This window comes from Tistrella mobilis (assembly GCF_039634785.1).
GTDB classification, from domain to species: domain Bacteria; phylum Pseudomonadota; class Alphaproteobacteria; order Tistrellales; family Tistrellaceae; genus Tistrella; species Tistrella mobilis.
This window is the reverse complement of the sequence record NZ_JBBIAB010000001.1, coordinates 172,796-195,772: the sequence shown is the minus strand read 5'-3', so window position 1 is coordinate 195,772 and position 22,977 is coordinate 172,796. Positions and strand designations below refer to the sequence as shown.

21 protein-coding genes and 1 tRNA gene are annotated in these 22,977 nt (G+C 68.6%); 12 read left to right on the top strand and 10 right to left on the bottom strand.

All coding sequences use genetic code 11. The features are described 5' to 3' along the window. Nucleotides 1-51 precede the first annotated feature (51 nt). Nucleotides 52-1,380, bottom strand: coding sequence for a sn-glycerol-3-phosphate ABC transporter substrate-binding protein UgpB (gene ugpB / locus WI697_RS00955; protein ID WP_062770408.1), 1,329 nt, complete (start codon nt 1,378-1,380; stop codon nt 52-54). A 96-nt stretch (nt 1,381-1,476) separates the two neighbouring features. Next, nucleotides 1,477-2,259, bottom strand: a complete 783-nt coding sequence (locus WI697_RS00950; protein ID WP_345957086.1) for a glycerophosphodiester phosphodiesterase family protein — start codon at nt 2,257-2,259, stop codon at nt 1,477-1,479. Between the two features lie 255 nt (nt 2,260-2,514). Here WI697_RS00950 and WI697_RS00945 point away from each other — a divergent pair, with 255 nt between their 5' ends. After that, entirely contained in the window at nt 2,515-3,144 is a 630-nt protein-coding gene (locus WI697_RS00945) for a carbonic anhydrase (RefSeq protein ID WP_345957085.1), read from the top strand. Nucleotides 3,145-3,168: 24 nt separating this feature from the next. Here the strand turns inward: WI697_RS00945 and WI697_RS00940 are convergent, their stop codons facing one another. Further along, complete coding sequence (locus WI697_RS00940) at nt 3,169-4,896, bottom strand: monovalent cation:proton antiporter-2 (CPA2) family protein (protein ID WP_062770417.1); 1,728 nt, start codon at nt 4,894-4,896, stop codon at nt 3,169-3,171. A gap of 170 nt (nt 4,897-5,066) precedes the next feature. Between WI697_RS00940 and WI697_RS00935 the strand changes: the two genes are divergently transcribed. Next, complete coding sequence (locus WI697_RS00935; protein ID WP_345957084.1) at nt 5,067-6,185, top strand: alkaline phosphatase D family protein; 1,119 nt, start codon at nt 5,067-5,069, stop codon at nt 6,183-6,185. A 69-nt stretch (nt 6,186-6,254) separates the two neighbouring features. On the opposite strand, the gene WI697_RS00930 is transcribed toward WI697_RS00935, so the two are convergent. Then, a complete protein-coding gene (locus tag WI697_RS00930; RefSeq protein ID WP_345957083.1) occupies nt 6,255-7,211 on the bottom strand; it encodes a LysR substrate-binding domain-containing protein in 957 nt (318 codons plus the stop codon). Between the two features lie 230 nt (nt 7,212-7,441). Between WI697_RS00930 and WI697_RS00925 the strand changes: the two genes are divergently transcribed. The 3 genes from WI697_RS00925 to WI697_RS00915 all read left to right on the top strand — a co-directional run bounded on the left by WI697_RS00925 (nt 7,442) and on the right by WI697_RS00915 (nt 10,143). Continuing rightward, complete coding sequence (locus WI697_RS00925; RefSeq protein WP_345957082.1) at nt 7,442-8,419, top strand: DMT family transporter; 978 nt, start codon at nt 7,442-7,444, stop codon at nt 8,417-8,419. Between the two features lie 66 nt (nt 8,420-8,485). Further along, a complete protein-coding gene (locus tag WI697_RS00920; RefSeq protein ID WP_014746812.1) occupies nt 8,486-9,295 on the top strand; it encodes an SDR family NAD(P)-dependent oxidoreductase in 810 nt (269 codons plus the stop codon). A gap of 17 nt (nt 9,296-9,312) precedes the next feature. Beyond that, nucleotides 9,313-10,143 (top strand): PhzF family phenazine biosynthesis protein, encoded by an 831-nt coding sequence (locus WI697_RS00915; protein WP_345957081.1) that lies wholly within the window; start codon nt 9,313-9,315, stop codon nt 10,141-10,143. Here the strand turns inward: WI697_RS00915 and WI697_RS00910 are convergent. Then, nucleotides 10,118-11,074: a LysR family transcriptional regulator gene (locus tag WI697_RS00910; RefSeq protein ID WP_062770435.1), complete on the bottom strand. Its 957-nt coding sequence runs from the start codon at nt 11,072-11,074 to the stop codon at nt 10,118-10,120. The genes WI697_RS00915 and WI697_RS00910 overlap by 26 nt on opposite strands. Before the next feature lie 188 nt (nt 11,075-11,262). On the opposite strand from WI697_RS00910, the gene WI697_RS00905 reads away from it, so the two are divergent. Both WI697_RS00905 and WI697_RS00900 read left to right on the top strand, forming a co-directional pair. Next, nucleotides 11,263-11,706, top strand: a complete 444-nt coding sequence (locus tag WI697_RS00905; protein WP_062770438.1) for a DoxX family protein — start codon at nt 11,263-11,265, stop codon at nt 11,704-11,706. A gap of 49 nt (nt 11,707-11,755) precedes the next feature. After that, entirely contained in the window at nt 11,756-12,553 is a 798-nt protein-coding gene (locus WI697_RS00900) for a DODA-type extradiol aromatic ring-opening family dioxygenase (protein WP_345957080.1), read from the top strand. Nucleotides 12,554-12,560: 7 nt separating this feature from the next. Here WI697_RS00900 and WI697_RS00895 read toward each other — a convergent pair whose 3' ends face one another. Continuing rightward, nucleotides 12,561-13,442 carry a hypothetical protein gene (locus WI697_RS00895; RefSeq protein ID WP_345957079.1) on the bottom strand — a complete coding sequence of 294 codons (882 nt, stop codon included), beginning with the start codon at nt 13,440-13,442 and terminating at the stop codon, nt 12,561-12,563. 142 nt (nt 13,443-13,584) lie between these two features. Between WI697_RS00895 and WI697_RS00890 the strand changes: the two genes are divergently transcribed. Both WI697_RS00890 and WI697_RS00885 read left to right on the top strand, forming a co-directional pair. Beyond that, nucleotides 13,585-14,553 (top strand): hypothetical protein, encoded by a 969-nt coding sequence (locus WI697_RS00890; protein WP_345957078.1) that lies wholly within the window; start codon nt 13,585-13,587, stop codon nt 14,551-14,553. Between the two features lie 121 nt (nt 14,554-14,674). Next, the gene (locus tag WI697_RS00885; RefSeq protein WP_345957077.1) at nt 14,675-15,481 is read left to right on the top strand and encodes a YggS family pyridoxal phosphate-dependent enzyme; all 807 of its coding nucleotides are present in this window, start codon (nt 14,675-14,677) and stop codon (nt 15,479-15,481) included. A 22-nt stretch (nt 15,482-15,503) separates the two neighbouring features. On the opposite strand, the gene WI697_RS00880 is transcribed toward WI697_RS00885, so the two are convergent. Next, a complete protein-coding gene (locus WI697_RS00880) occupies nt 15,504-16,802 on the bottom strand; it encodes an Hsp70 family protein (RefSeq protein WP_345957076.1) in 1,299 nt (432 codons plus the stop codon). Nucleotides 16,803-17,125: 323 nt separating this feature from the next. On the opposite strand from WI697_RS00880, the gene WI697_RS00875 reads away from it, so the two are divergent. From WI697_RS00875 to WI697_RS00865, 3 genes are all read left to right on the top strand, one after another. Continuing rightward, nucleotides 17,126-18,271 carry a Fic family protein gene (locus WI697_RS00875; RefSeq protein WP_062770468.1) on the top strand — a complete coding sequence of 382 codons (1,146 nt, stop codon included), beginning with the start codon at nt 17,126-17,128 and terminating at the stop codon, nt 18,269-18,271. A gap of 112 nt (nt 18,272-18,383) precedes the next feature. Continuing rightward, nucleotides 18,384-18,629, top strand: a complete 246-nt coding sequence (locus tag WI697_RS00870; RefSeq protein WP_062770471.1) for a DUF1272 domain-containing protein — start codon at nt 18,384-18,386, stop codon at nt 18,627-18,629. A gap of 84 nt (nt 18,630-18,713) precedes the next feature. Next, a complete protein-coding gene (locus tag WI697_RS00865; RefSeq protein WP_345957075.1) occupies nt 18,714-20,015 on the top strand; it encodes a cation:proton antiporter domain-containing protein in 1,302 nt (433 codons plus the stop codon). Between the two features lie 81 nt (nt 20,016-20,096). On the opposite strand, the gene WI697_RS00860 is transcribed toward WI697_RS00865, so the two are convergent. The 3 genes from WI697_RS00860 to sdhA form a co-directional block, all read right to left on the bottom strand. After that, a tRNA-Ser gene (locus WI697_RS00860) sits at nt 20,097-20,186 on the bottom strand. 181 nt (nt 20,187-20,367) lie between these two features. After that, nucleotides 20,368-21,141 carry a succinate dehydrogenase iron-sulfur subunit gene (locus WI697_RS00855; RefSeq protein WP_062770477.1) on the bottom strand — a complete coding sequence of 258 codons (774 nt, stop codon included), beginning with the start codon at nt 21,139-21,141 and terminating at the stop codon, nt 20,368-20,370. Nucleotides 21,142-21,184: 43 nt separating this feature from the next. Beyond that, a complete protein-coding gene (gene sdhA / locus WI697_RS00850) occupies nt 21,185-22,975 on the bottom strand; it encodes a succinate dehydrogenase flavoprotein subunit (protein ID WP_014746790.1) in 1,791 nt (596 codons plus the stop codon). Nucleotides 22,976-22,977: the final 2 nt, after the last annotated feature.

The window sequence follows — 22,977 nt, the reverse complement described above, 5'->3', positions numbered from 1 at the left end:
CGTGCGGGGGACATGCCCCCGCACGGGCCGGCAGCACGGATCTTCGGGCGATCAGTTGCCGGCGGTGCGCTCGAACCGGCGCAGCAGCTCGTCACCGCGCGTCTTGGCATCGTCGAGTGCCGCCTTCGCGGTCTTCTTGCCGGCGAAGACCTGCTCCATCTCTTCCTCGATCACGTCGCGGATCTGGACGAAGTTGCCGAGGCGCAGGCCCTTGGAGTTGGCGGTGGGCGGGTTCAGGTTGATCTGATGGATCGCGACTTCGGCCTCAGGGGTCTTGTCGTAGGCACCCTGCTTTTTGGCGTAGTCATAGGCGGCCGTGGTGATCGGCAGATAGCCGGTGAACAGGTGCCAGTCGGCCTGGACCTCGGGCGAGGACAGGTAGCTGAAGAACTTCGCGACACCCTTGTACTCTTCGGCCGACTTGCCGTTCAGCACCCAGAGGCTGGCACCGCCGATGATCGAGTTCTGGGGCTTTTCGACCGCGCTCTTCCAGTAGGGCAGCATGGTCACGCCGAAGGTGAAGTCCTTCACGCCGTTGCGGATGCCGGCGAGCGAGGCGGAGCTGTCGATATAGAGCACGCATTCGCCCGAGATGAACTTCGGGCGGGCATCGCTGCGGCGTCCGCCGTAGTCGAAGGCCTTGGTCTTCTGCCATTCGCCCAGCGTCTCCAGGTGCTTCACCTGCACCGGGCCGTTGAAGGTCAGTTCGGCGTCGAAACCGCCGAAGCCGTTTTCCTTGCTGGCGAAGGGCTGGTTGTGCCAGGCCGAGACGTTCTCGAGCTGGGTCCAGGACGGCCAGCCGGTGGTCAGACCGCAGGTATAGCCGGCGGCCTGCGCCTTCTTGATATAGTCGCCGACCTGTTCCCAGGTCGCGAGATCGGTCTTGTAGTCGATGCCGACCTTCTTTGCCGCATCGAGGTTCACATACATGACCGGGGTCGAGCTGTTGAACGGCATCGACAGCATGCGGCCGTCGGTGGTGCTGTAATAGCCGGTCACCGCCTGGAGATAGGCCTTGGGATCGAAGGGCTCACCCGCCTCTTCCATCACCTGATAGACCGGCTTCACGGCGCCCTTGGCCGCCATCATGGTGGCGGTGCCGACCTCGAACACCTGCACGATCGCGGGCTGCTGGCCGGCGCGGAAGGCGGCGATCGCACCGGTCATGGTCTCGGCGTAATTGCCCTTGTAGACCGGGACGATTTCGTAGTCGGACTGGCCGGCGTTGAAGTCCTTGGCGATCTGCTCGACCTTCTGGCCAAGCTCGCCGCCCATGGCATGCCACCATTCCACCTTGGTGGCGGCATCGGCGGCACCGGCGAAACCGCCGACGGTGAAGCCGGCGGCCACGGCCGCGGCGACGATCCAGGTCTTGTTCATGACGACGCTCCCTGAGGGTCCGGAGGTGCTGTCTTCCGGTGTCGGTCTTGGGGACAGGTGCGGGTCGACCGGATCGTCTGCGGCAGCGGGCGGGGGTCAGCCTGCCCCGGACAGCATCCGGTCGGGGAAATCGGTGAACACGGCGGTCACGCCAAGGGCGTGCAGACATGCGGCACGGGCGGGGTCGTTGACCGTCCAGGCCCTGACATCCAGGCCGCGCAGGCGCGCCCAGGCGACCAGGTCTTCGTCGATCACCCGTTCCCACAGATGCAGGGCGACGGGGCGCAGCTCGCCGATCAGCGCATCCAGGGTATGGGGGGCGGGCAGGCCTTCGAACAGCAGGGCCCGCGGCAGGTCGGGGGCGACGCTCAGCGCGGTGCGGAGCGAGGCCATCTCGAAGGAGGACAGCAGCGGCGGCCGCTTGCCCGCCGGCCAGAGACGGCGCAGCTCTTCCGCCACGACCGCCGCGGTTTCGATCTCGCGATGGGGGCAGGGCTTGATCTCGACATTGGCATCGAGACCGGTTTCAGAGAGCAGCGCCACGGTCTCGGCCAGGGTGGGGATGCGGGTGCGGGCGAAAGCGGGGGCGAACCAGGCGCCGGCATCCAGCGCCTTCAGCGCCGCCAGTTCGAAGCCCGCCGCCGGGCCGCGGCCGTCGGTGGTGCGGTCGACCCGGTCGTCATGCAGCAGCACCGGCACGCCGGAGCGGGTGAGCTTCACGTCGAACTCCACCATTGGCGCACCCAGCTCCGCCGCGCGGCGGATCGCCGGCAGCGTGTTCTCGGGCGCATGACCGCTGGCACCGCGATGGCCGATGACGAAGCCGGCAGGCAGGCTGGCGCGTGAAGCAGGACGGGACACGGCGTCGGATGTGCTCATGATGGATCACCGGATCGACGGTTGAGACGAAGGTGCAGAACCGTCGACTGGTCGCGGTTCTACCGTGGCCTTTTGACGGTTTCGTGGCGGCGATGTTACCGCAGCGTGATATCGCCCGCCGATGGCGTTGCACCACTGCGCAAGGCGGGGACTTTCGCCGCCTGGGGGGCGATGCTATCTAGAAGGCTGGAGAGATGGGGGAAGTCCAGAGCCAGACCGCGCCTTCGGGCGTCGTGGGTGCCCGAGGAGACGACAGTGAACGCGCTCGAAAAGGTGATCGACGGCTTTCGCCGCTTTCGTGACGATGCCCTTCAGACCCGGCCGGAATTCTTTGAAAAACTGGCCCGTCAGCAGACGCCCAAGGTGATGGTGATCGGCTGCTGCGACAGCCGCGTCGATCCGGCGATCATCACCTCCGCCGACCCGGGCGATCTGTTCATCCTGCGCAATGTGGCCAATCTGGTCCCGCCTTTCGAGCCCGACGGCGCCCGCCACGGCACCTCGGCGGCGCTGGAATTCGCGGTCGACGGGCTGAAGGTCGAGCATATCGTGGTGATGGGCCATGCCGGCTGCGGCGGCATCCGGGCCCTGCTCCAGCGCGATCCCACCCAGCCCAGCACCGATTTCATCGATGTCTGGATGTCGCAGATCGACGGCGTGCGCGAGCAGGTGCTGCATGATCACGCCCATGTCGATGCCCACGAGCACCAGCATCTCTGCGAACTGGAATCGATCAAGGTGTCGCTTAAGAATCTGGCGACCTTCCCCTGGATCGCCGAGCGGCTGGAGCAGGGGGCGCTGCAGCTCCATGGCTGGTACTACGATATCGGCCGCGCCCAGCTGATGGCCTATGACGCTGCGAGCGACGACTTCAAGCCGATGTAAGCCTGTGCCCCGCAGGGCGGCGGATCAGTGGTCGGCGCCGTCATCCTGATGGCGGCCGACCACCAGCGGCAGCAGCTGGGCGTAGCCGTCGGCCCTGAGCTGGCCCAGGCAGGCTTCGGTCTCTTCGGCCGACTGCCCGACGGCATCGAGGGTTGCGGCGGCAAGCATCAGGCTCGCCTCGATGGTCTCGGGCAGCACGCGATCGGCGCCGGCGACCCGCAGCCGGTCGGCATGGCGGGTATCGTGGGCGCGGGCGATGATCTGCACTCCCGGTGCGGCATGGCGGATGGTCCTGACCGCACGCTCGGCCGCGCCGGCATTGTCGATGGTCACCACGACCGCCGTGGCGCGTTCGATGCCGGCCGCGCGCAGCACGTCGCGGCGGGCGCCGTTGCCGAAGAAGACGTTGTGGCCCTGGGTGCGGCCCTGGGTCACCCGCTCGCTGTCCAGATCGAGCGCCAGATAGGGGCGGCGGCTGTTTTCCAGCACATGGGCCAAGGTCCGGCCGACCCGGCCGAAGCCCAGCACCAGCACATGTTCCTCAAGATCGGCCGCCTCGTCGCCCAGCGCCGTCTGGGGCGTGGCGACCGGCGGGGTGAGCCGCTGTTCCAGCCGCCGGCCGGCGGCATCCAGAAGCGGCGTCAGCGCCATCGAGAAGGCGACGGCCGCCACGATCGGCGCCGCCTCGGCCGGGGCGATCAGGCCGAAGCTGCCGGCGGTCGCCATCACCACAAAGGCGAACTCGCCGCCCTGGGCGAGCAGCAGGCCCGATCGCACCGACAGAGAGACCGGCAGGGCGAAGCCGCGGGCAAGGCCGCCCAGCACCACCGCCTTGACCAGGATCAGCCCGGCGGTCAGCCCCAGCACCAGCGGCAGTTCGCGCAGGACCAGCGCCAGATCGATGCCCATGCCCACCGACAGGAAGAACACGCCCAGGAACAGGCCGCGCACCGGCTCGATATCGCCTTCGATCTGATGGCGGAAGGCGGTGCCGGCCAGCAGGGCGCCGGCCAGGAAGGCCCCCAGCGCCAGCGACATGCCGGCAAGCGCGGTCAGCAGGGCGGTGCCCAGCACCACCAGCAGGGTGGCCCCCATGAAGACATCCGGGTTGCGCAGCGCCGCGATCCGCCGGAAGGCCGGCTGCGACAGATAGCGGCCGGCGAGCGAGATGCCGACCAGCGCCACCGCCGCCTTGGCCACCGCCAGGCCCAGCGCCACCAGCGCATCCTCTCCGGGGGTGCCGAGCAGGGGCAGGGCGGCCAGCATCGGCACCACCGCCAGATCCTGGAACAGCAGCACGGCGATGGCGACCCGGCCGATGCGGGTGACCTGTTCGCCGCGTTCCACCATCAATTGCAGCACCACGGCGGTGGACGAGAGCGCAAGGGCGCAGCCCAGAATGCCGGCGGTCATCGGCGCCAGGCCCAGCGCCGTGCCGATCGCCGCAATGACGGCGGCGGTCACCACCACCTGCGCGGCCCCCAGCCCCAGCGCCAGGCGCCGCATGGTCCGGATGCGTTCGAAAGAAAGTTCGAGGCCGATCGAGAACAGCAGGAAGACCACGCCGAATTCGGCAAAGAGATGCAGTGCCGGGCCCTCTTCGACCAGGCCGAAGCCATGGGGGCCGACCGCAAGGCCCGTGGCCAGATAGCCCAGCACCGGCGAGGCGCCGATGCGGATCGACACCGGCACGATGACCACGGCGGCGGCAAGTGCCGTGACGATGTCGACGAGCGGGCCGAGCTGGCTCATGGGCAGGGGCTTCCGGTGGCGGTGGGGTCTTCTGTTCCAGAACAGCAGCCCCGGGTCGACGTCAACCGCAAAATGACGGGGCGGGGCTCTTGTCATGCATCTGACGCCGGCATCGCCTAGACTCGTCCTGTCCGGGCCGATCTCTCCCGGCGGTCGAGGAGCCGGTGCCCTTGTCGATACCCCCTTCCCGTCATGACGCCACGATCGTCTCGGCCCGGATCGGCCGTCGCGGCCTGATCAGGGCCGGTGCCGCCGGGCTGGTACTGGCCGGCCTGCCGGCGATAGGGCTGCCGGCGGCGCCCGATCCCACGGCGGTGCCGGTCTCACGCGTGGCGCTGATGTCCTGCATCCATCAGGCCCGGCCGGCACCGGCGCTCGACCATGTTCTGGCCTATGACCCCCAGGTCGCGATCTTCGCCGGCGACAATGTCTATGGCGATGTCAGCGGACCCGCGATGTCGGAACTCGCGGCTGCCTATGACCTTGCCGCCGGCCGGCCGGCGCTTGCCGCCCTGCGCCGCAACCGGGCGGTGATGCCGATCTGGGACGATCACGACTACGGCCTGAACGACGGCGGCGCAGATTTTCCGCACAAGGCGGCGGCAAAGGCCCTGTTCCTGAAGTTCTGGGAGGTCGAGGCCGGAGATCCGCGGTCGGCACGGCCGGGGCTCCATCATGCCATGGTCTTTGGTCCGGAGGGTCGCCGGCTGCAGGTGATCCTGATGGATCTGCGCAGTTTCCGCACCGCCCTGCGCCCCGCGCCGCAGGGCACCACCATCCCCGGCGGCGGCCGCTATCTGCCCGCCGGACCCGGCGCCCGGATGCTGGGCGAGGATCAATGGGCCTGGCTGGCCGGATGTTTCCGCCAGCCGGCGGATCTGAGGCTGGTGGTCAGTTCGGTGCAGCTGGTGGCCGACGGCCATGGCTGGGAAGGCTGGTCCCGCATGCCGGACGAGCGGGCCCGGTTCTGGCGCCTGATGCGCGATACCGGTGCCCGCGGCGTGGTGCTGCTGTCGGGCGACCGGCATCTGGGGGCGATCTATCGCCGCGCGGCCGGGCCGGACGGGCCGCCCTATCCGGTGACGGAACTGACGTCGAGCAGCGTCAACCTGCCCAATCTCGCGATCGTCGACGAACCGGGGCCGAACCGGCTGACGCCGATCTGGCCGCTGGAGAACTGGGGCCGGATCGACATCGACTGGTGGGCGGGGCGTGTCGATCTGGCCGTGGTCGATGCCGGCGGCATCCCGCGGCGGCGGGTGAGTGTGGCCATGGGGGACATCGCCTGACCGATCTTTCCGCCCCGCCGGCCCCAGCCCCGCCGGTCTCAACCCCGCCGGGTCTCAGCCCTGCCGGTCTCAACCCAGGGCGATCGGCGGCGCGATGGGCACCGGCGGCACGATGGTCGGCGCGCCCAGCGCGTCCAGCAGGTGGCGGACCATCAGCCGCACCGGCTCTGACGGACGCTCGGCGGTCTTGAGGGCGATATCCACCGTGGGCAAGGCGGGGAAGCCGTCCTCGGGCCCCAGAATCCGCCAGTCCGGCGGCACCGTGCTGCGGGCGAGGGCGGTGAGGGCAAGGCCGCTCGCCACCGCGGACTGGATGCCCGACAGGCTGCCGCTGGTCAGCGCCACCCGCCAGGGTTTCTGCGCCCGGTCGAGCGCCGAGAGCGCATGGGGCCGGAAGGCACAGCCCTCGGGGAAGAGGGCAAGCGGCACGGTTTCTGCCGTTTCGGGCCGGTGATCGGCGGCGGCCGCCCAGACCAGCGGCTCGCGCCGGACCAGGGATCCGCCGCCATGGCCGTCGCGGCGGGTGACCAGGATCAGGTCGTGGCCGCCCTGGGCAAGCTCGGCCTCCAGCTCGCGCGAGAGGGCGCAGCGCACCTCGATCTCGACCCGGGGATTGGCGGCCGCGAACCGGGCGATGATCGGCGGCAGGAAGACGCTGGCATAGTCGTCGGGCGCACCGATCCGCACCCGGCCGCGGGCACCGGCATCCAGCAGGCGCAGCACCGCCTCGTCGTTCAGCGCCAGCATGCGCCGGGCATAGCCGATCAGCACCTCGCCATCGGCCGTGGGGCGCACGCCCCGCCGGTCGCGCTCCACCAGCCGGCGATCCAGCCGGTCTTCCAGCCGCTTCAGCTGCATCGACACGGCAGACTGGGTCAGGTTCAGCCGCTCGGCCGCGGCGGTGAAGCCGCCCTGGTCGATCACCGCCACCAGGGCGCGCAGCAGGTCGATATCCAGCGCCGGCAGCACGGGGTCCGGGCGGCCGGGCAGGCCGGCACGGGCAAGGGCGAGTTCGGCGGTGCCCATCGGCGTCATCTCCGTTTCAGCATCACGATCCGTGATGCTGTCATTAGAAACATTCACTTTCATCATAGCGGAAGCGACGGCAGAGTGGCCACTGCCGGATTGCGCCGCCCTCCCCCCCTCTCCCCCGCAGATCCGCATCCGCCGCCCGGCCCCCGTTCCGGTGGCGGATGCCGGCGCGATCCGGCGCTTCGCACTCCCCCCGCTCCCCCGCACGCGAAGTTCCCCTGCCGATGATCTCATCCTCCCCCGCCGTTCCCGGCGGCGGGCGCCTTGTCGTCGCCACGGCTGCCGGTACCGGCATGGCCTGGCTGATGATGATCGCGGCCGTCGTCTGCCTCGCCTTCGTTCCCTTCCTGGTCCGCGCTGCCGATGTCGGGCCCGGTGCCGCCGGCTTCTGGCGCATGGTTCTGGCCCTGCCGCTGCTGGCCGCCTGGTCGGCCACGATCGATCGGCGGCAGCCGGTTGCGACACCGGCATCCGGCGCCCGCCGGCGTGGTTTTCTTGCCGCGATCGCGGCCGGGCTCGCCTTCACCGGCGACCTGTTCTTCTTCCATCGCGCCATCGGGACCACCACCGTCGCCAATGCAGCCCTGCTCTGCCAGCTGGCGCCGGTGATGGTGGTGGCAGCCCTGTGGATCTTCGGCGGCGAGCGCCCGGGCCGCGGGCTGATCGCCGGCCTGGGGCTGGCCCTTGCCGGCGCCTGGCTGCTGGTTCGCGACACCGGCGACCGTGCCGGGGCCGACATCATGGGCGACCTGTCGGCCGTGGCGGCGGCGGCCTGCTATGCCGCCTATCTGATCGCGATCAAGGCGGCCCGGCGCAGCATCGCCGCCGGAACCACCATGCTGGTCACCACGGCGGTCTCGGCTGTGGGGCTGGGCCTGCTTGCGGTGGCATCGGGCGAGGTTCTGATGCCCTCCAGCCTTGCCGGCTGGGCCGCCGTCGCGGCACTGGGCATCCTGGCCCATGCCGGAGGCCAGGGCCTGGCCACAGCGGCACTCGGCCGCCTGCCGGTCGGCGCCGCCTCGCTGCTGCTGCTGATCCAGCCGGTGATCACCGCGGCATTCGGCTGGCCGATCGAAGGCGAGATGCCGAGCCTGGTGCAGGTCGCAGGCGCCATGCTGCTGCTGGCGGCCCTGGCGACGGCAAATCCCGCAGTGCGGCCGGCATGGCGTCGCACTGGACCCGCCCCCCTGGCCGCGCGATAACCGGAAGGTGCAGACAAAGCGCACGCGGCGACCAGACCGCGCGCCGTACCGGAGGAGACGCACCCCATGACCACACCTGCCGAGACCAGCAACCAGGGCGCGCCTGCCGAGGTCGCCGTCGTGACCGGATCGGGCAGCGGGGTGGGCCGCGCAGTGGCGCTGGCTTTCGCCGCCCGCGGCGCGGCGGTGGTGGTGAATGCCGCCCGCAGCCGCGACGCGGCGGAAGAGACGGCCGGGATGGTGCGGGCCGCCGGCGGCCGGGCGGTGGTGGTGATGGGCGACATCGCCTCCGACGAGGACTGCCGCCGGATCGCCGCCGGAGCCGAAGAGGCCTTCGGGCGCATCGACCGGCTGATCAACAATGCCGGCACCACCCGCTTCTGCGACCATGCCGATCTGGACGGGCTGCAGGCGCAGGATTTCCTGGATCTCTATGCCGTCAACGTGGTCGGCGCCTTCCAGATGACCCGGGCCTGTGCGCCGGCGCTGAAGCAGTCGGGCAGCGGCGCCGTGGTCAATGTCTCGTCGATCGCGGGCATTGCGGGTGTCGGCTCGTCGGTCGCCTATGCGGCATCCAAGGGCGCGCTCAACACCATGACCCTGTCGCTGGCCCGGGTGCTGGGGCCCGAGATCCGGGTGAATGCGGTCTGCCCCGGCTTCATCGAGGGCCGGTGGCTGCGCGAGGGCATGGGGGCCGACCGCTACGACGCCCAGAAGGCGAAGCTTGAGAAGACCACGCCGCTGCGCCGGGTGGCAGCGCCCGAAGACGTCGCCCGCGCGATCCTGGCGCTGGTCGACACGCCCCATGTCACCGGCGAGACGCTGATGGTCGATGGCGGGGCGCATCTGTTCTTCACGCCGCTGGTCGCACGCTGACGCAGGGAGGCCCGCGGATGCGGATGTTCCAGGTCGACGCCTTCACCGACCGGCCCTTTGCCGGCAACCCGGCCGCGGTGCTGGTGCTGGACGGGCCGGCGCCGGTTGCGGCGATGCAGGCGCTGGCGGCCGAGAACAACCTGGCCGAGACCGCCTTCACCTGGCCCGAACCGGGCCGGCCGGGGGTGCGGCGGCTGCGCTGGTTCACCCCCGTCGACGAGGCCCCCTTCTGCGGCCATGCCACCCTGGCCACCGCCCATGTCCTGATCGCGGAACTGGGCGAAGCGGGGCCGCTCGCCTTCGAGACCGCGGTCGGGCCGATCCGGGTGGCGGCGACCCCGGCCGGCTATGAACTCGATCTGCCGCGCTTCGACATGGCGGCGGCGGCCCTGCCCGAGGCGCTGGCCGGCATCTTCCCCGAGCCGCCGGTCTTCGTGGGTCGCAATTTCGAAAACCTGTTCGTGGTATTGGCCGAGGCCGGCCTGGTGCGGGATTTCGTGCCCGACCAGACGGTGATCGGCGGCATCCATCCCGAGGGGCTGGTGATCACCGCGCCGGCTGAGCCGGGCAGCGGCATCGATTTCGTGTCGCGCTTCTTCTGCCCCGGCTGGGGGATCCCTGAGGATCCGGTGACCGGATCGATCCATGCGACGCTGGCCCCCTGGTGGGCGGAACGTCTGGGCCTGACGGTGCTGCAGGCCGTTCAGGCTTCGCCGCGCGGCGGCCGGTTGGTCTGCACCGTCGAGCCCATGCGGGTGCGGGTGGCGGGCCCGGCGGTCACCGTCTTTGATGCCAGGCTTCACCCCGGGATCGCCGCCCGCTTCAGATCGTCCGCGCCAGCCGGGTGATTTCTGTCCGTAGCCAGCGATGGGCGGGCAGCCCCTCGTCGCGGCGATGGAACATCAGCGCCAGCCGTGCCGGCTGCGGGTTCAGCTCGGCCGGGGGGCGCATGACGGTGAAGCCGCCGCGGCGTGCGATGGTGAAGGCGGTGGGGCCGACCGCGGTGAGCAGGGCCCCGGCGCATGCCGCGATCTCGGCGGCACCCGGCAGGGTGGAGGCGACGGCAAGGAGCCGGCGCTCCCGCCCCAGATCGGCCAGCGCCCGGTCCATCACCCCCTGTGCGCTGCCGGTGGCCGAGACCAGCACATGCGGTGCCGCCGCGAAGGCGTCGAGGCTGATCAGGGGCAGCGCCTCCGGCCCGTCCCGCGGGTCCGGCGGCACGGTGTCGATGTCGAGCCCGTCGGGCACCAGGGTCAGCAGCGGGTCGCGGCGCAGAAAGATGCGGGTGATGCGGGGCGGCGGGTCGGGCAGCATGCCCAGCGCCAGCCAGATCTCGCCGTCATCCAGCGCCCGGGCGGCATCGCGGCGATCGATGTGGTGGAAGCGGGGCGCAAGCCCCGGCGCCTCTGCCTGAAGATGGCGGACGATCGCCGGCCCCATCACCAGTTCTGCAATCTCGGTGACGCCGATGCCGACCTCGCCGGTCACCGTGCAGGGGTCGAAAGGGGTGGCCGGGGTCAGGGCGGCGCGCATCTGGCCGAGGGCGGCGGAAATGCCCGGCCAGATCTCGGCGGCGCGGGTGGTGGGCTCCACCCCCCGGGGCGTGCGCAGGAACAGCTCGTCATCGAAGATCCGCCTCAGCCGCCGCAACGCATTCGAGGCCCCGGCCTGGGTCATGCCCAGCCGTTGTGCCGCCCGGCCGACATTGCGTTCGGTCATCACCGCCGCGAAGACCTTGAGCAGGTTGAGATCGATGCGATCCGGATCACGCGCATCCAAGGGCTTGTCTCCCCATCCGTGGGCTTCACCACGATATTCCCATCAGCAATATCGAACCTTCAAGCAGGTGATTTGAGTTATGAGGCGCCCGATGGCAGCTTCATGTCACACCCGGGGCGACGGGAAGACGGAAGCCTGAAGCCATCGTCTCCGCCGCCGCTCGTCTCATGCGTCCTGGAGGTTTCGCCATGTCCCTGCTCAGCGGTTCCAACCCGTCTCAGGCAGCCCTGCTGCTGCGCCTTACCCTCGGCATCGCCGCCATTGCCCACGGCCTGATGAAGGTCTTCGTCTTCACCGTGCCGGGCACGGTCGCCTTTTTCGGCTCGCTCGGCTATCCGCCGATCGTCGCCTATCTCACCATCGCGGCTGAAATCGGCGGCGGCCTGCTGCTGATCCTGGGCATCGCGACCCGGCTGGTGGCGCTTGGCCAGATCCCGGTTCTGATCGGCGCGGCCCTGGTCCATGCCGGCAATGGCTGGGTGTTCTCGGCACCCAATGGCGGCTGGGAGTTCCCGGTGTTCTGGATCGCCGCCCTGGGCGTGCAGGTCCTGCTGGGCGACGGCGCCGCGGCCCTGGGCCCGAAGCTCTATGGTCGCGCGACCGGCGGCAGCCGCAGCCCCGTCCGGGCCTGATCACAGCGTCTCCGACCATCCCCTCTCGTCCGTCCGGAGCACCCCGCCCATGACCGATCGTCCCGCCCCCCGTCAGCCGGTTCTGTTCGTGTCGCATGGTGCCCCGGACATGGTGCTGGGCCGCAGCCCGACCCGGACCTTTCTCACGGGTCTCGGCGGGCTGCTGCCGGCGGCCCCCCGGGCCATTCTGGTGGTCTCGGCCCATTGGCGGGCCGGGGTGCCGACGGTCGGAACCGCGGCAAGACCCGCGACCATCCACGACTTCTACGGCTTCCCCGAGCCGCTTTACCGCCTGCACTACCCGGCGCAGGGCGATGCCGCTCTGGCGGCGCGGGTCCGCGACCTTCTGCTGGCCGCGGGCCTGCCCGTCGCCGAAGATGCAGAGCGGGGGCTGGATCACGGCGCCTGGACGCCGCTGATGCTGGCCTGGCCCGCAGCCGATGTGCCGGTGGTCGGCCTGTCGCTGGCCGAGACCGATGCTGCCGGCCATCTTGCGATCGGTGAGGCATTGGCGCCGCTTGCCGACGAGAACGTGCTGGTACTGGCGAGCGGCAGCCTGACCCATGACCTTCGCGGCTTCTTCCGCCACCGCGCGGCCGGCGGCGGCGAGGCGGATTATGCCGCCGCCTTCGCGGACTGGGTGGCGGAGGCGGTGACGACCGGCGATCTCGACGCCCTTGCCGACTGGCGGAAGCGTGCGCCCCACGGCCCCGACAACCACCCGACCGACGAGCATCTGATGCCGCTGATGGTGGCCGCCGGCGCCGGCGCCGGCCGAAGCCCCCGCCTGCTTCACCGGGCGGTGGAGGGCCGGGTTCTGCGTCTGGACGCCTGGGGCTGGGTTTGAGGCCGGCTCAGTTTCCGGTCATGGCGCGATAGTCGAAGATTGAGAGATCGCGCCCATCCAGACGTCGGATCTGGGTGGGGGCGGCCGGCAGGTCATAGCGGGCGCGGAGCGCGAGGTCGCGGCCGGTGAAGGTGAGCCGGCCGGTGGCGGCGATCCGGCGTTCGCGATCGCCGAAGGTGGAGCTGCCGATCACGACATCGTCCGTCCCGATCGACAGGCCGCGGGTGAGCAGATTGTCGATCTGGGCGATGATGCCCTGGCGGTCGATCAGAAAACCGCCCATCGAGCCGTTGGCGATCAGCCGCCCGTCTTCCAGCACCACCAGATCGTGGCACATCAGCCCCGGGAGCGTGAAGCGCTCCACCTGATTGAACTGCGCATCGAGCCGAAGGACTTCGGATGGTCGCGCCGGCTGAACGCCGGCATGGCTGAGCAGCACATAGAGATCGCGTCCGTCGCCGCCGATCCCGTTCATATGCACATAGCCGGGATCGTCTTTGGCATCGGCATCGGCCCGTCCGGCCGGATAATGGAGGTCGACCTCCGAAAAATCCTCGCGGAAGACGAGCAGTTTCTGGCGATAGGTGTCGACCACCACCAGACGGCCGCGGACGAAATCGATCTGATGGCAGCCATTGTCGAGCCCGTCCGCCACCACCTCGGCCGGGCCGAAGGCGGTGGTCGCCGGATCGATCGTCATGCGCAGGATCCGGCCCCGATTGGTGCGGGCGTGCAGATCCTCGTCCAGCGTCTCGAACACCCAGGCCGCGCCGTCGCGGATGGTGGCGCCGAAATAGAGCCCGTCCCGGCGGCGCTCGCAGCCGGCGATCCCTGCGACATAGAGCCCCTCGCGAGAAGCGACGAGATGGGTAAAGGCGGCCTCGGGCATGGCATCTCCTCTCTGCGGGGATTGCCGATAGTCTAGCACGCCCGGTGCGCACATCGTGACATGCCATCGGCGCCGCCGCGTCGACAGCGGCCCCTCTTGCGTGTTAAGCCTCTGTCCGGACAAGAACCACGAGCGGGATCCGATGTACCGGTATCGTCACGGCGCCTTCGGGCTGGTCTCGGATCTGGCACTGCCGGATCTGGTGAGCGATGCCGTCACCCCTGCCGATCCCGCCGGTTTCGATGCGACCGCCGTGAGGCTGCGGCTGGAAGCGGTGCCCGAGGCTCTGCCCGACCCCCACAAGACCGGCCTGCTGTGGCAGGCATCCGGCGACGAGGTGCTGTTTTCCCTGGGGGAGGCGGGCCGCTATCTGGTCCGCGGCGGACGGTCGATCGGGGTGGCACCCGGGCCCGACCACGACAGCCACCCGGATCGGCTGCTCAACTGGCTTTACGGCAGCGTCTTCGCCGCCGTGCTGCTGCAGCGCGGGTTGATGCCGCTGCATGTGGCGAGCCTGCGGACGGCCTCGGGCCTGGTTGCGATTACCGGGCCGTCGGGGGCCGGCAAGTCGACCATGGCCGGGGCGCTGCTCTCTCGCGGCCACGCCCTGCTCGCCGACGATCTGCTGCAGATCGACGATGTGGCCGGGTTGATACGGACGGGGCCTGCGACCACCGTCGCCGGCTGGCCGGGGGTGCCACGGCTCCGGCTGTCGGATGAGGCGATCGCGGCTTTCGGTCTTGGGCATGGCGACTGGGTGCCGGTGGAAGGACGGAGCAAGAGCGGCGCCCTGCTGCCGCTGGGCGGCAGGGGCAGGCCCGACCGTGCGCCCGGGCCGCTGACTGCCCTGGTGGAGCTGGCTGCGGCCCCCGATCCCCAGATGCCGGCGCGTCTGGATCGGCTGACCGGGCTGGATGCCATCCGCGCCATCCATGGCGCGCTTTACCGTCCGGGCCTGTCCCAGGCGCTGCTGGGGGTGACGGGGCTCAGGGCCTTCAGCTTCAATCTGGCGGCCCGGCTGCCGGTCTGGCGGCTGACACGCCCGCTCGGCTTCGACCGGATCGATGCCGGGATCGCGGCCCTGGCGCCGCTGCTCGGACGACAGGCCTGAATATTGACCTAGGTCAATATTCTATTTGGCATGAGGCGAATTCGGGTCGATGATGGCGGCCGGACATGTCCGGCATGTCCGGGCCGGCGCGCCGCTGCGCCGATCAGACGAGGCCTTAGCGATGACCGACACCTCCGTTCTCGACACAGAGACCCGCCACGATCTTCACGACCGCTGGCCGCGCGCCGAATCGGTCGAGGATTTCCGGGAGAATCTGGCGGCGGTGCATGCCCGCATCGCCGCTGCGGCGGCGCGGGTGGGGCGGGATCCGGCGACGGTGCGCCTGCTGCCGGTCAGCAAGACCATGGACGAGGCGCATATCCGCCTGGCCCATGCCGCCGGCTGCCGGCTGCTGGGCGAGAACAAGGTTCAGGAAGCTGCGCGCAAATGGGAGGCGATGGCGGATCTGACCGATCTTCAATGGTCGGTGATCGGTCATCTGCAGACCAACAAGGCCAAGCTGGTGGCGCGCTTTGCCGCGGAATTCCAGGCGCTGGACAATCTGCGGGCAGCCGAAGCGCTGGATCGCCGCCTGCAGATCGAAGGCCGCAGTCTCGACGTCTTCGTGCAGGTGAACACCTCCGACGAGGTGAGCAAATACGGCCTGCCGCCGGAAGATGTGGCGGGTTTCCTGAAGGAGCTGCCGGCTTTCAGCGCGCTCAAGGTGCGCGGGTTGATGACGCTCGCCCTGTTCTCGGCCGAGGCCGCCCGGGTGCGGCGCTGCTTCGTGCTGCTCCGCGATCTGCGCGACCGGCTGCGTCAGGACGCCCCGGCCGGGCTGTCCCTCGACGAGCTGTCGATGGGCATGTCGGGCGATTTCGAGATCGCGATCGAAGAAGGCGCGACCGTGGTGCGCGTCGGCCAGGCGATCTTCGGCGCCCGGAAGCTGCCCGACAGCCATTTCTGGCCGGGCTTGGTGGAGGCGTAAAACCGGTCAGGTCACGGTCGACTCAGACCGCCCACTCCGTCACGTCCTCTTCCTGGCCGATCAGGGCGAGGCCGTGGGCGATGGAGGTGAGCTCGTTGCCCGTGGCGATGCGCTCGCGGCCGAAGCGGTCTTCGAACAGCCGGCGGATGGCGGGGATCAGCGACGATCCGCCGGTGAGAAACACCCGGTCGATGGCGGCGGCCTCCACCTCCGCCTTGGCGAGGGCGGTGTCGACGGTGGCGGCGATGCGGGCGACGTCTTCGGCGATCCAGTCCTCGAACTCGGCGCGGGTGACCCGGGCATTGATGTCGAGGCCGGGGGCGCTGAAGGTGAAATCGGCCTCGGTCTCGGTGGAGAGCCTGCGCTTCACCTGGCCGACCGCGTCATAGAGCGGGTAGCCGAGCTCGTTCTCGATCACCGTGATCATCCGGCCGACCGCCTCGGGGTCCAGCGCCGCGCGGCGCAGGCGCTCCAGCGCATCCATGGTCTTCGGATTGCGCATCAGGGCGAGCTTCGACCAGTCGCCGAAATCCGAGAAGAAGCTCAAGGGGATGTCGAGCACCTTGTCGAAGGAGCGGTAGCGGCCGCCCTTGCCGAGGAAGGGCAGCACCAGCCGATCGAGGATGCGATAGTCGAACCGGTCGCCGGCGATGCCGATACCGGCCGAGCCGAGCGGCAGGCAGCGCCGCGCGGCACCCGGCTCCGCCACCCGCACGACCGAGAAGTCGCTGGTGCCGCCACCGAAATCGGCCACCAGCAGCGTGGCGGCGTGGTCCAGACCCGCGGCATAGCTGAAGGCGGCGCCCAGCGGCTCGTAGACATAGTGGATGCGGGTGCCGAAGGTCTCGAACATGCGGTCGTACCGCTCGCGGGCGAGGGCGGGATCGGCGCGGAAGCCGGCGAATTCCACCGGCACGCCGACCACGATCCGCTCCGGCCGCCGGTCGAGCCGGCCGCCGGCATGGGCCGTCAGGCGGCCCAGGAACATCCGGCCCAGCTCTTCGAAGCGGTAGCGTTTGTCGAAAATGGTGGCGTGTTCGAAGAGCGGGGTGGCGGCCACGCTCTTGAACGACTGGATGAAGCGGCTGTCCTGCGGAAAGGCCAGATACTCGGCGATGGCCCAGGGACCGGCCTCGTGGGCAATGCCGCCCTTCACCTCATCGTCCTGCCAGTAGCACAGCGCCGAACGAAACACGGCCCCGGTCGCCTTCGCCCCCTGAAACTCGACAAGCTCCGACACCCCGGGCGCGGTGGCCAGTGCCGCGACGCTGTTGGTGGTGCCGAAATCGAGGCCGAGCACCCCGTCCGTGATCTGCCGCATGGTCCTGTCTCCGAGGTCGAAGGGCCCGTTCCGGCATGTCGCCAGAGTGATTTCAGGGAAATCAATGGCTTATGCGGTTTTGGGGGAGGCAAGACTAGGCGCGGGCGGCGGATTGTGCAAGGTGGGAGTTGTTACGGGCGGTGGGGGATTGCCTCTCGTTTTCGCGCGCCGCAGAGACTCAACTCCGTTGGCCTCTCAGATACGAGACACAAACGATTTTGTCTATCACGGTTGGGAAAATTCGATAGACAACATGTTTTGCTTCTCTCAGAGTCGACGCTAACGCAGTTGTGTTTCGAATAAGCCGAAAAGCGAGAGCCAACATGAATGACGCCCGCTCTCCCGCCGGTTTCGATCCGAGCGATGCCGTTCAGTATCACTATGATCGGTTTCCGCCGCGGATGCTCGATCACGCACGGTTGATCAAGCCCATGTCGGAGGCTGCGGCAGCACTGGCCCGTTACGATCAGATGCTCAAGGGCATGCACAGCAGCGATATTCTGCTGGCGCCCCTCCGCAGCCGCGAGGCTGTGATTTCATCCCGCATGGAAGGGACTGTCAGCACTCTTGATGAAGTTCTGCGCCTGGAAGCGGAGCAGGAGGATGATGGCGACGTCGAGCATACGAACGCCCGCAGCGAAACGATCGAGGTTTTTCTATACGGCCGGGCCATGAAGATGGCGCAGGATTCCATGAAGGATGGGGCACCCCTGTCAAAGTGGTTGATTCGTTCTGCACATAAGGTTCTGCTCGGTTTTGGCCGAGGGTCGCATCTTTCCCCCGGTGAATTTAAGACAGAGCAGAATTATCTGGCGGATCGGGGGAGCCGGAAGATTCTGTTTATTCCCATCAGCCCGCAGCGACTGGATGAAGGCCTGGATCGCTTTTTCGATTTTTTGAAGGATGACGACTGCGAAATTCACATCCGCACTGCCATCGCACACCTGGAGTTCGAAGCACTGCATCCTTTCAAGGACGGGAACGGCCGTATCGGCCGCATGCTGATCCCATTGATGCTTTGGAAATCCGGCAAGATTTCCGAGCCGTATTTTTATATCAGCGAGTTCTTCGAACAAAACAAAGATGAATATATTGATCGCATGAGATACGTCTCTGCTTCCGGAAAATGGGAAGAGTGGGTCGTATTCTTTTTGACGGCAATCGAGTCCCAGGCGCGGCAGAATCTGGAAAAAGCCGAGCAGATCCGAACGCTCTATGAGGAAATGAAAGGCCACTTCAGGGAAACATTGTCCTCAAAGTGGGCCATTACGGCTCTTGATTTTATTTTTACGCGCCCGGTGTTTCGGAACAATACGTTCACCAGTCGATCCGGCATTCCTGCGCCGACAGCACATAAATTTACCAAGAATCTGCTTGATGCGGGCCTGTTAAACACGCTGGAACCAGCGGCTGGGCGACGACCGGCGCTCTATGCCTTCGAGCCGTTGATTTCGTTGGTGCGCGGCTGAGGCGCCTGCGACCGGAAAAGTGGGCTACGCCGCCTTGTCCGGTCGTGCGGACCGGCCCCATCCTGGGGCAGCGGGGCCATGGGGGCCCTGTCAGGATAAGGGAGGCTGCCTGATGCTCGACATGCGACCCGGCTGCGAGTGCTGCGATGTGGACCTGCCGGCGGATGCGCCGGGGGCTTTCATCTGTTCATTCGAATGCACCTTCTGCGAGAGCTGCGCCGGGGGCCGGCTTGGCGGGATCTGCCCGAATTGCGGGGGCGGGCTGGTGGCGCGGCCGGTGCGGCCGACGGCACTGCTCGGCCGCCATCCCGCCTCCACCCGGCGGGTGGTGAAGGCGGAGGGCTGCCAGGTCGGGTGAGGGCGGAACATCGGCAGGCGTGGCGGGATTAGCCGGACAAGCCCCGACCACGTCTCTTCCGCGCGCGCCCACGGGATTTCCGTCATGCACAGCCCTGCCTTCTTCGCCTTTGTTCTTCTGGCCGGCGCCACCATCTGGCTGCTGGGCCTGACGGGCAAGCGGATGAAGCGTGTGATTGCCCCGCCATTGCTGGCGCTGGCGGCGGGCGCCCTGCATCGCCTGATCTTCGGGCAGGTGATGCCCCGCGACGAGCTGCTCGGCCTGATGGAGACCCTGTGCTGGTTCGCCGTCGGCTTCGGCGTCGCCTCGATCGCCCTCAGGCTGAGGGGGCGGGATATCCGCAGCCTGCTCGGCACCGGCGGCGTTCTGGTGCTGGTGGCCATGGCCGGCATGTGGGTGGTGACCACGATGATCGTCGTCTGGATCTTCGGCCTGCCGCTGCTGGTCGCGGCGGTGATCGGCGCGATCCTGACCCCGACCGACCCGGTGATCGCCTCGTCGATCGTTACCGGCCCCTTCGCCGAACGGCATATCCCGGCGCGGATCCGGCAGATGCTGTCCTTCGAATCGGGCGGCAATGACGGGCTGGCCTTCCTGTTCATGTTTCTGCCGATCCTGCTGCTTCATGATGCGACCGACGGCTGGGGCGGCCCCGGCTGGGGCGACTGGCTGCTGCGGGTCGGGCTCTGGCAGGTGGTGGCGGCCGGGGTGATCGGGCTCGGGCTCGGCCACGGGGCCGGCCGGGCGCTGAAGGCCGCGCGAGCGGCGGGGCAGATCGGCCGCCGCTCGCTGATGCTGGCCAGCCTGACATTCATGGTCGGGCTGCTGGGCCTGATGAAGCTGATCGACACCGACAGCATCTGGGCCGCCTTCCTGGCCGGGCTGGCCCTGGCGACGGCCTTGGGCGACGAGGTGCGCGAGGCGGCGGACCAGTACGAGGAGGGCGGCAACAATCTGGCCATGGTGCCTGCCCTGATGCTGTTCGCGATGGCGGTGCCCTGGGGGGCGTGGGGCGGCATCTGGGGGGCCGGCCTGCTGGCGCTCGGCCTGGTGCTGGCCTTCCGGCGGCTGCCCGCGATCTGGCTGCTCTATGTGCTGCTGAAGCCCGGCGCGGGACGGCCGGCACCTTCGGCGGCGGATCAGGCACGCGACGGGGTCGACCCGCGCCCCTTCCGGGCGCCGCGCGATGTCTGGTTCTATGGCTGGTTCGGCCCGATCGGCCTGTCGGCGATGTTCTATGCCGGTGCGGCCCATCGCGAACTGGCGGATCCGCGGCTCTGGCCGATCACCAGCTTCCTGATCGCCGGCTCCATTCTTGCCCATGGGCTGACCGCGGCGCCGTTCACCCGGCTCTATGCCAGGGCCGCCCGGGACGATCGGTCCTGAATACGAAACGGCCCGGCACTTTGCAGCGCCGGGCCGTTCGAAACCGGTCGTCCGTTCACCGCCGGAACCGGCGGGAGCGAATGGCGGAGAGGGTGGGATTCGAACCCACGGTACGCTCGCGCGCACAACGGTTTTCGAGACCGCCCCGATCGACCACTCTGGCACCTCTCCGCTCGGGACGGCGCGGACCTTATCCGAAGAGGGGCAGGGGCGCAAGCCCTGTCTGTGACGGAATGAAAACGGCCGGCCCCGTCACCAGGGCCGGCCGTTTTCATGGACCGATGGCAGGCAGCCCGCCTCAGCGGCGGGCGATCATCGTCCCGCCTCAGCGGCGGGCGATCATCGTCCCGCCTCAGCGGCGGGCAACCATCATCTTCTTGATCTCCGCGATCGCCTTGGCCGGGTTCAGGCCCTTGGGGCAGGTCTTCGCGCAGTTCATGATGGTGTGGCAGCGATACAGGCGGAACGGATCCTCGAGCGTGTCGAGGCGGTCGCCGGTGTCCTCGTCGCGGCTGTCGGCCAGCCAGCGATAGGCCTGGAGCAGGATCGCCGGACCCAGATAGCGGTCGCTGTTCCACCAGTAGCTGGGGCAGCTGGTCGAGCAGCAGGCGCAGAGAATGCACTCGTAGAGACCGTCGAGCTGCTCGCGCTCTTCGGGGCTCTGCAGGCGTTCGCGCGCCGGCGCCGGGCTCTGGCTGCGCAGCCAGGGCTTGATCGACGCATACTGGGCGTAGAAGTTGGTCATGTCGGGAACGAGGTCCTTCACCACCTGCATGTGGGGAAGGGGGTAGATCTTCACCTCGCCCGCCACGTCCTCGATCGGCTTCAGACACGCGAGCGTGTTGCCGCCGTCGATGTTCATGGCGCAGGAGCCGCAGATGCCTTCGCGGCAGGAGCGGCGGAAGGTGAGGGTCGGATCGACCTCGTTCTTGATCTTGATCAGCGCGTCCAGAACCATCGGGCCGCAATGATCGAGATCGACCTCGTAGGTATCCACCGACGGCGTCTCGCCGCTGTCGGGGTTCCAACGGTAGATCTTGAAAACCTTGACGTTCTTCGCGCCGTCCGCCTTGTAGGTCTTGCCCTGGCGGATCTGCGAATTCTTGGGAAGCCGGAACTGGGCCATCGCTCGTCTCGTCCTCGGTCGACGTGGGGTCGTTAAGGCGGCGTCAGTAGACGCGCGCCTTCGGCGGGAACACCTCGACCTCGTTGGTCAGCGTCGTCATATGCACCGGGCGATAGTCGAAGGCGACCTCGCCCTCGTCCGAGCAGTAGGCGACGGTGTGCTTCATCCAGTCCTTGTCGTCGCGGTCCGGATAATCCTCGCGGGCATGGGCGCCCCGGCTTTCCGGCCGGTTGGCGGCACCGGCGATGGTGACCAGCGCCTGCCCCAGAAGATTGTCCAGCTCCAGCGTCTCGACCAGATCCGAGTTCCAGACCAGCGAGCGGTCGGTGACGCGGAGGTTGTCGCGCTGGGCGTAGATCTTGTGCATCTCGGCCAGACCCTCTTCCAGCACCTCGCCGGTGCGGAAGACGGCGCAGTTGTTCTGCATGGTCCGCTGCATCTCGTCGCGGAGCTCCGCGGTCGAGACGGTGCCGTTGGCATGGCGCAGCTTGTCGAAGCGGGCGATCGCCCGTTCCGAGGCATCGGCGCCGATCGCCTTGTGCGGCTGGCCGGGGGTGACGATCTCGGCGGCGCGGATCGCGGCCGCGCGGCCGAACACCACCAGGTCGAGCAGCGAGTTGGAGCCCAGACGGTTGGCGCCGTGCACCGACACGCAGGCCGCCTCGCCGATCGCCATCAGCCCGGGCACGACCTCGTCCGGATTGCCGGCCGTGGGACGGACGACCTCGGTGCGATGATTGGTCGGAATGCCGCCCATGTTGTAGTGGACGGTCGGCAGCACCGGGATCGGCTCCTTGGTCACGTCGACACCCGCGAACACCTTCGCGGTTTCGGCGATGCCCGGCAGGCGCTGATGGATGATCTCGGGGTCGAGATGCTCCAGGTGCAGATGGATGTGGTCGTTGCGCTTGCCGACGCCGCGGCCCTCGCGGATCTCGATGGTCATCGCGCGGCTGACGACGTCGCGCGAGGCAAGATCCTTGGCCGAGGGGGCGTAGCGCTCCATGAAGCGCTCACCATTGGAGTTGGTGAGATAGCCGCCCTCGCCGCGCACGCCCTCGGTGATCAGGCAGCCGGCGCCGTAGATGCCGGTCGGGTGGAACTGCACGAACTCCATGTCCTGCAGCGGCAGGCCCGCGCGCAGCACCATCGCATTGCCGTCACCCGTGCAGGTATGGGCCGAGGTGCAGGAGAAATAGGCCCGGCCGTAGCCGCCGGTGGCGATCACGACCAGATGCGAGCGGAAGCGGTGCAGGATGCCGGTCGCCAGATCCCAGCTCATCACGCCGCGGCAGGCACCCTCGTCGTCCATGATCAGGTCGAGCGCGAAATGCTCGATGAAGAACTCGGCGTCGTTCTTCAGGGCCTGCTGGTAGAGGGTGTGCAGGATGGCGTGGCCGGTGCGGTCGGCGGCGGCGCAGGTGCGCTGGGCGCGGCCCTGGCCGAAGCGGGTGGTCATGCCGCCGAAGGGGCGCTGGTAGATCTTGCCCTCTTCGGTGCGCGAGAACGGCACGCCGAAATGCTCGAGCTCGATGATCGCGGGGATCGCCTCGCGGCACATGTATTCGATGGCGTCCTGGTCGCCCAGCCAGTCCGACCCCTTGACGGTGTCGTACATGTGCCAGCGCCAGTCGTCCTCGCCCATGTTGCCGAGCGCGGCCGAGATGCCGCCCTGCGCCGCCACGGTGTGGCTGCGGGTGGGGAACACCTTGGTGATGCAGGCGGTCTTCAGACCCTTCGCGGCCATGCCCATGGTCGCACGCAGACCGGCGCCGCCGGCGCCGACGACCACGATGTCGTATTCATGGTCGATGATCTTGTAAGCCGTGGTCATTT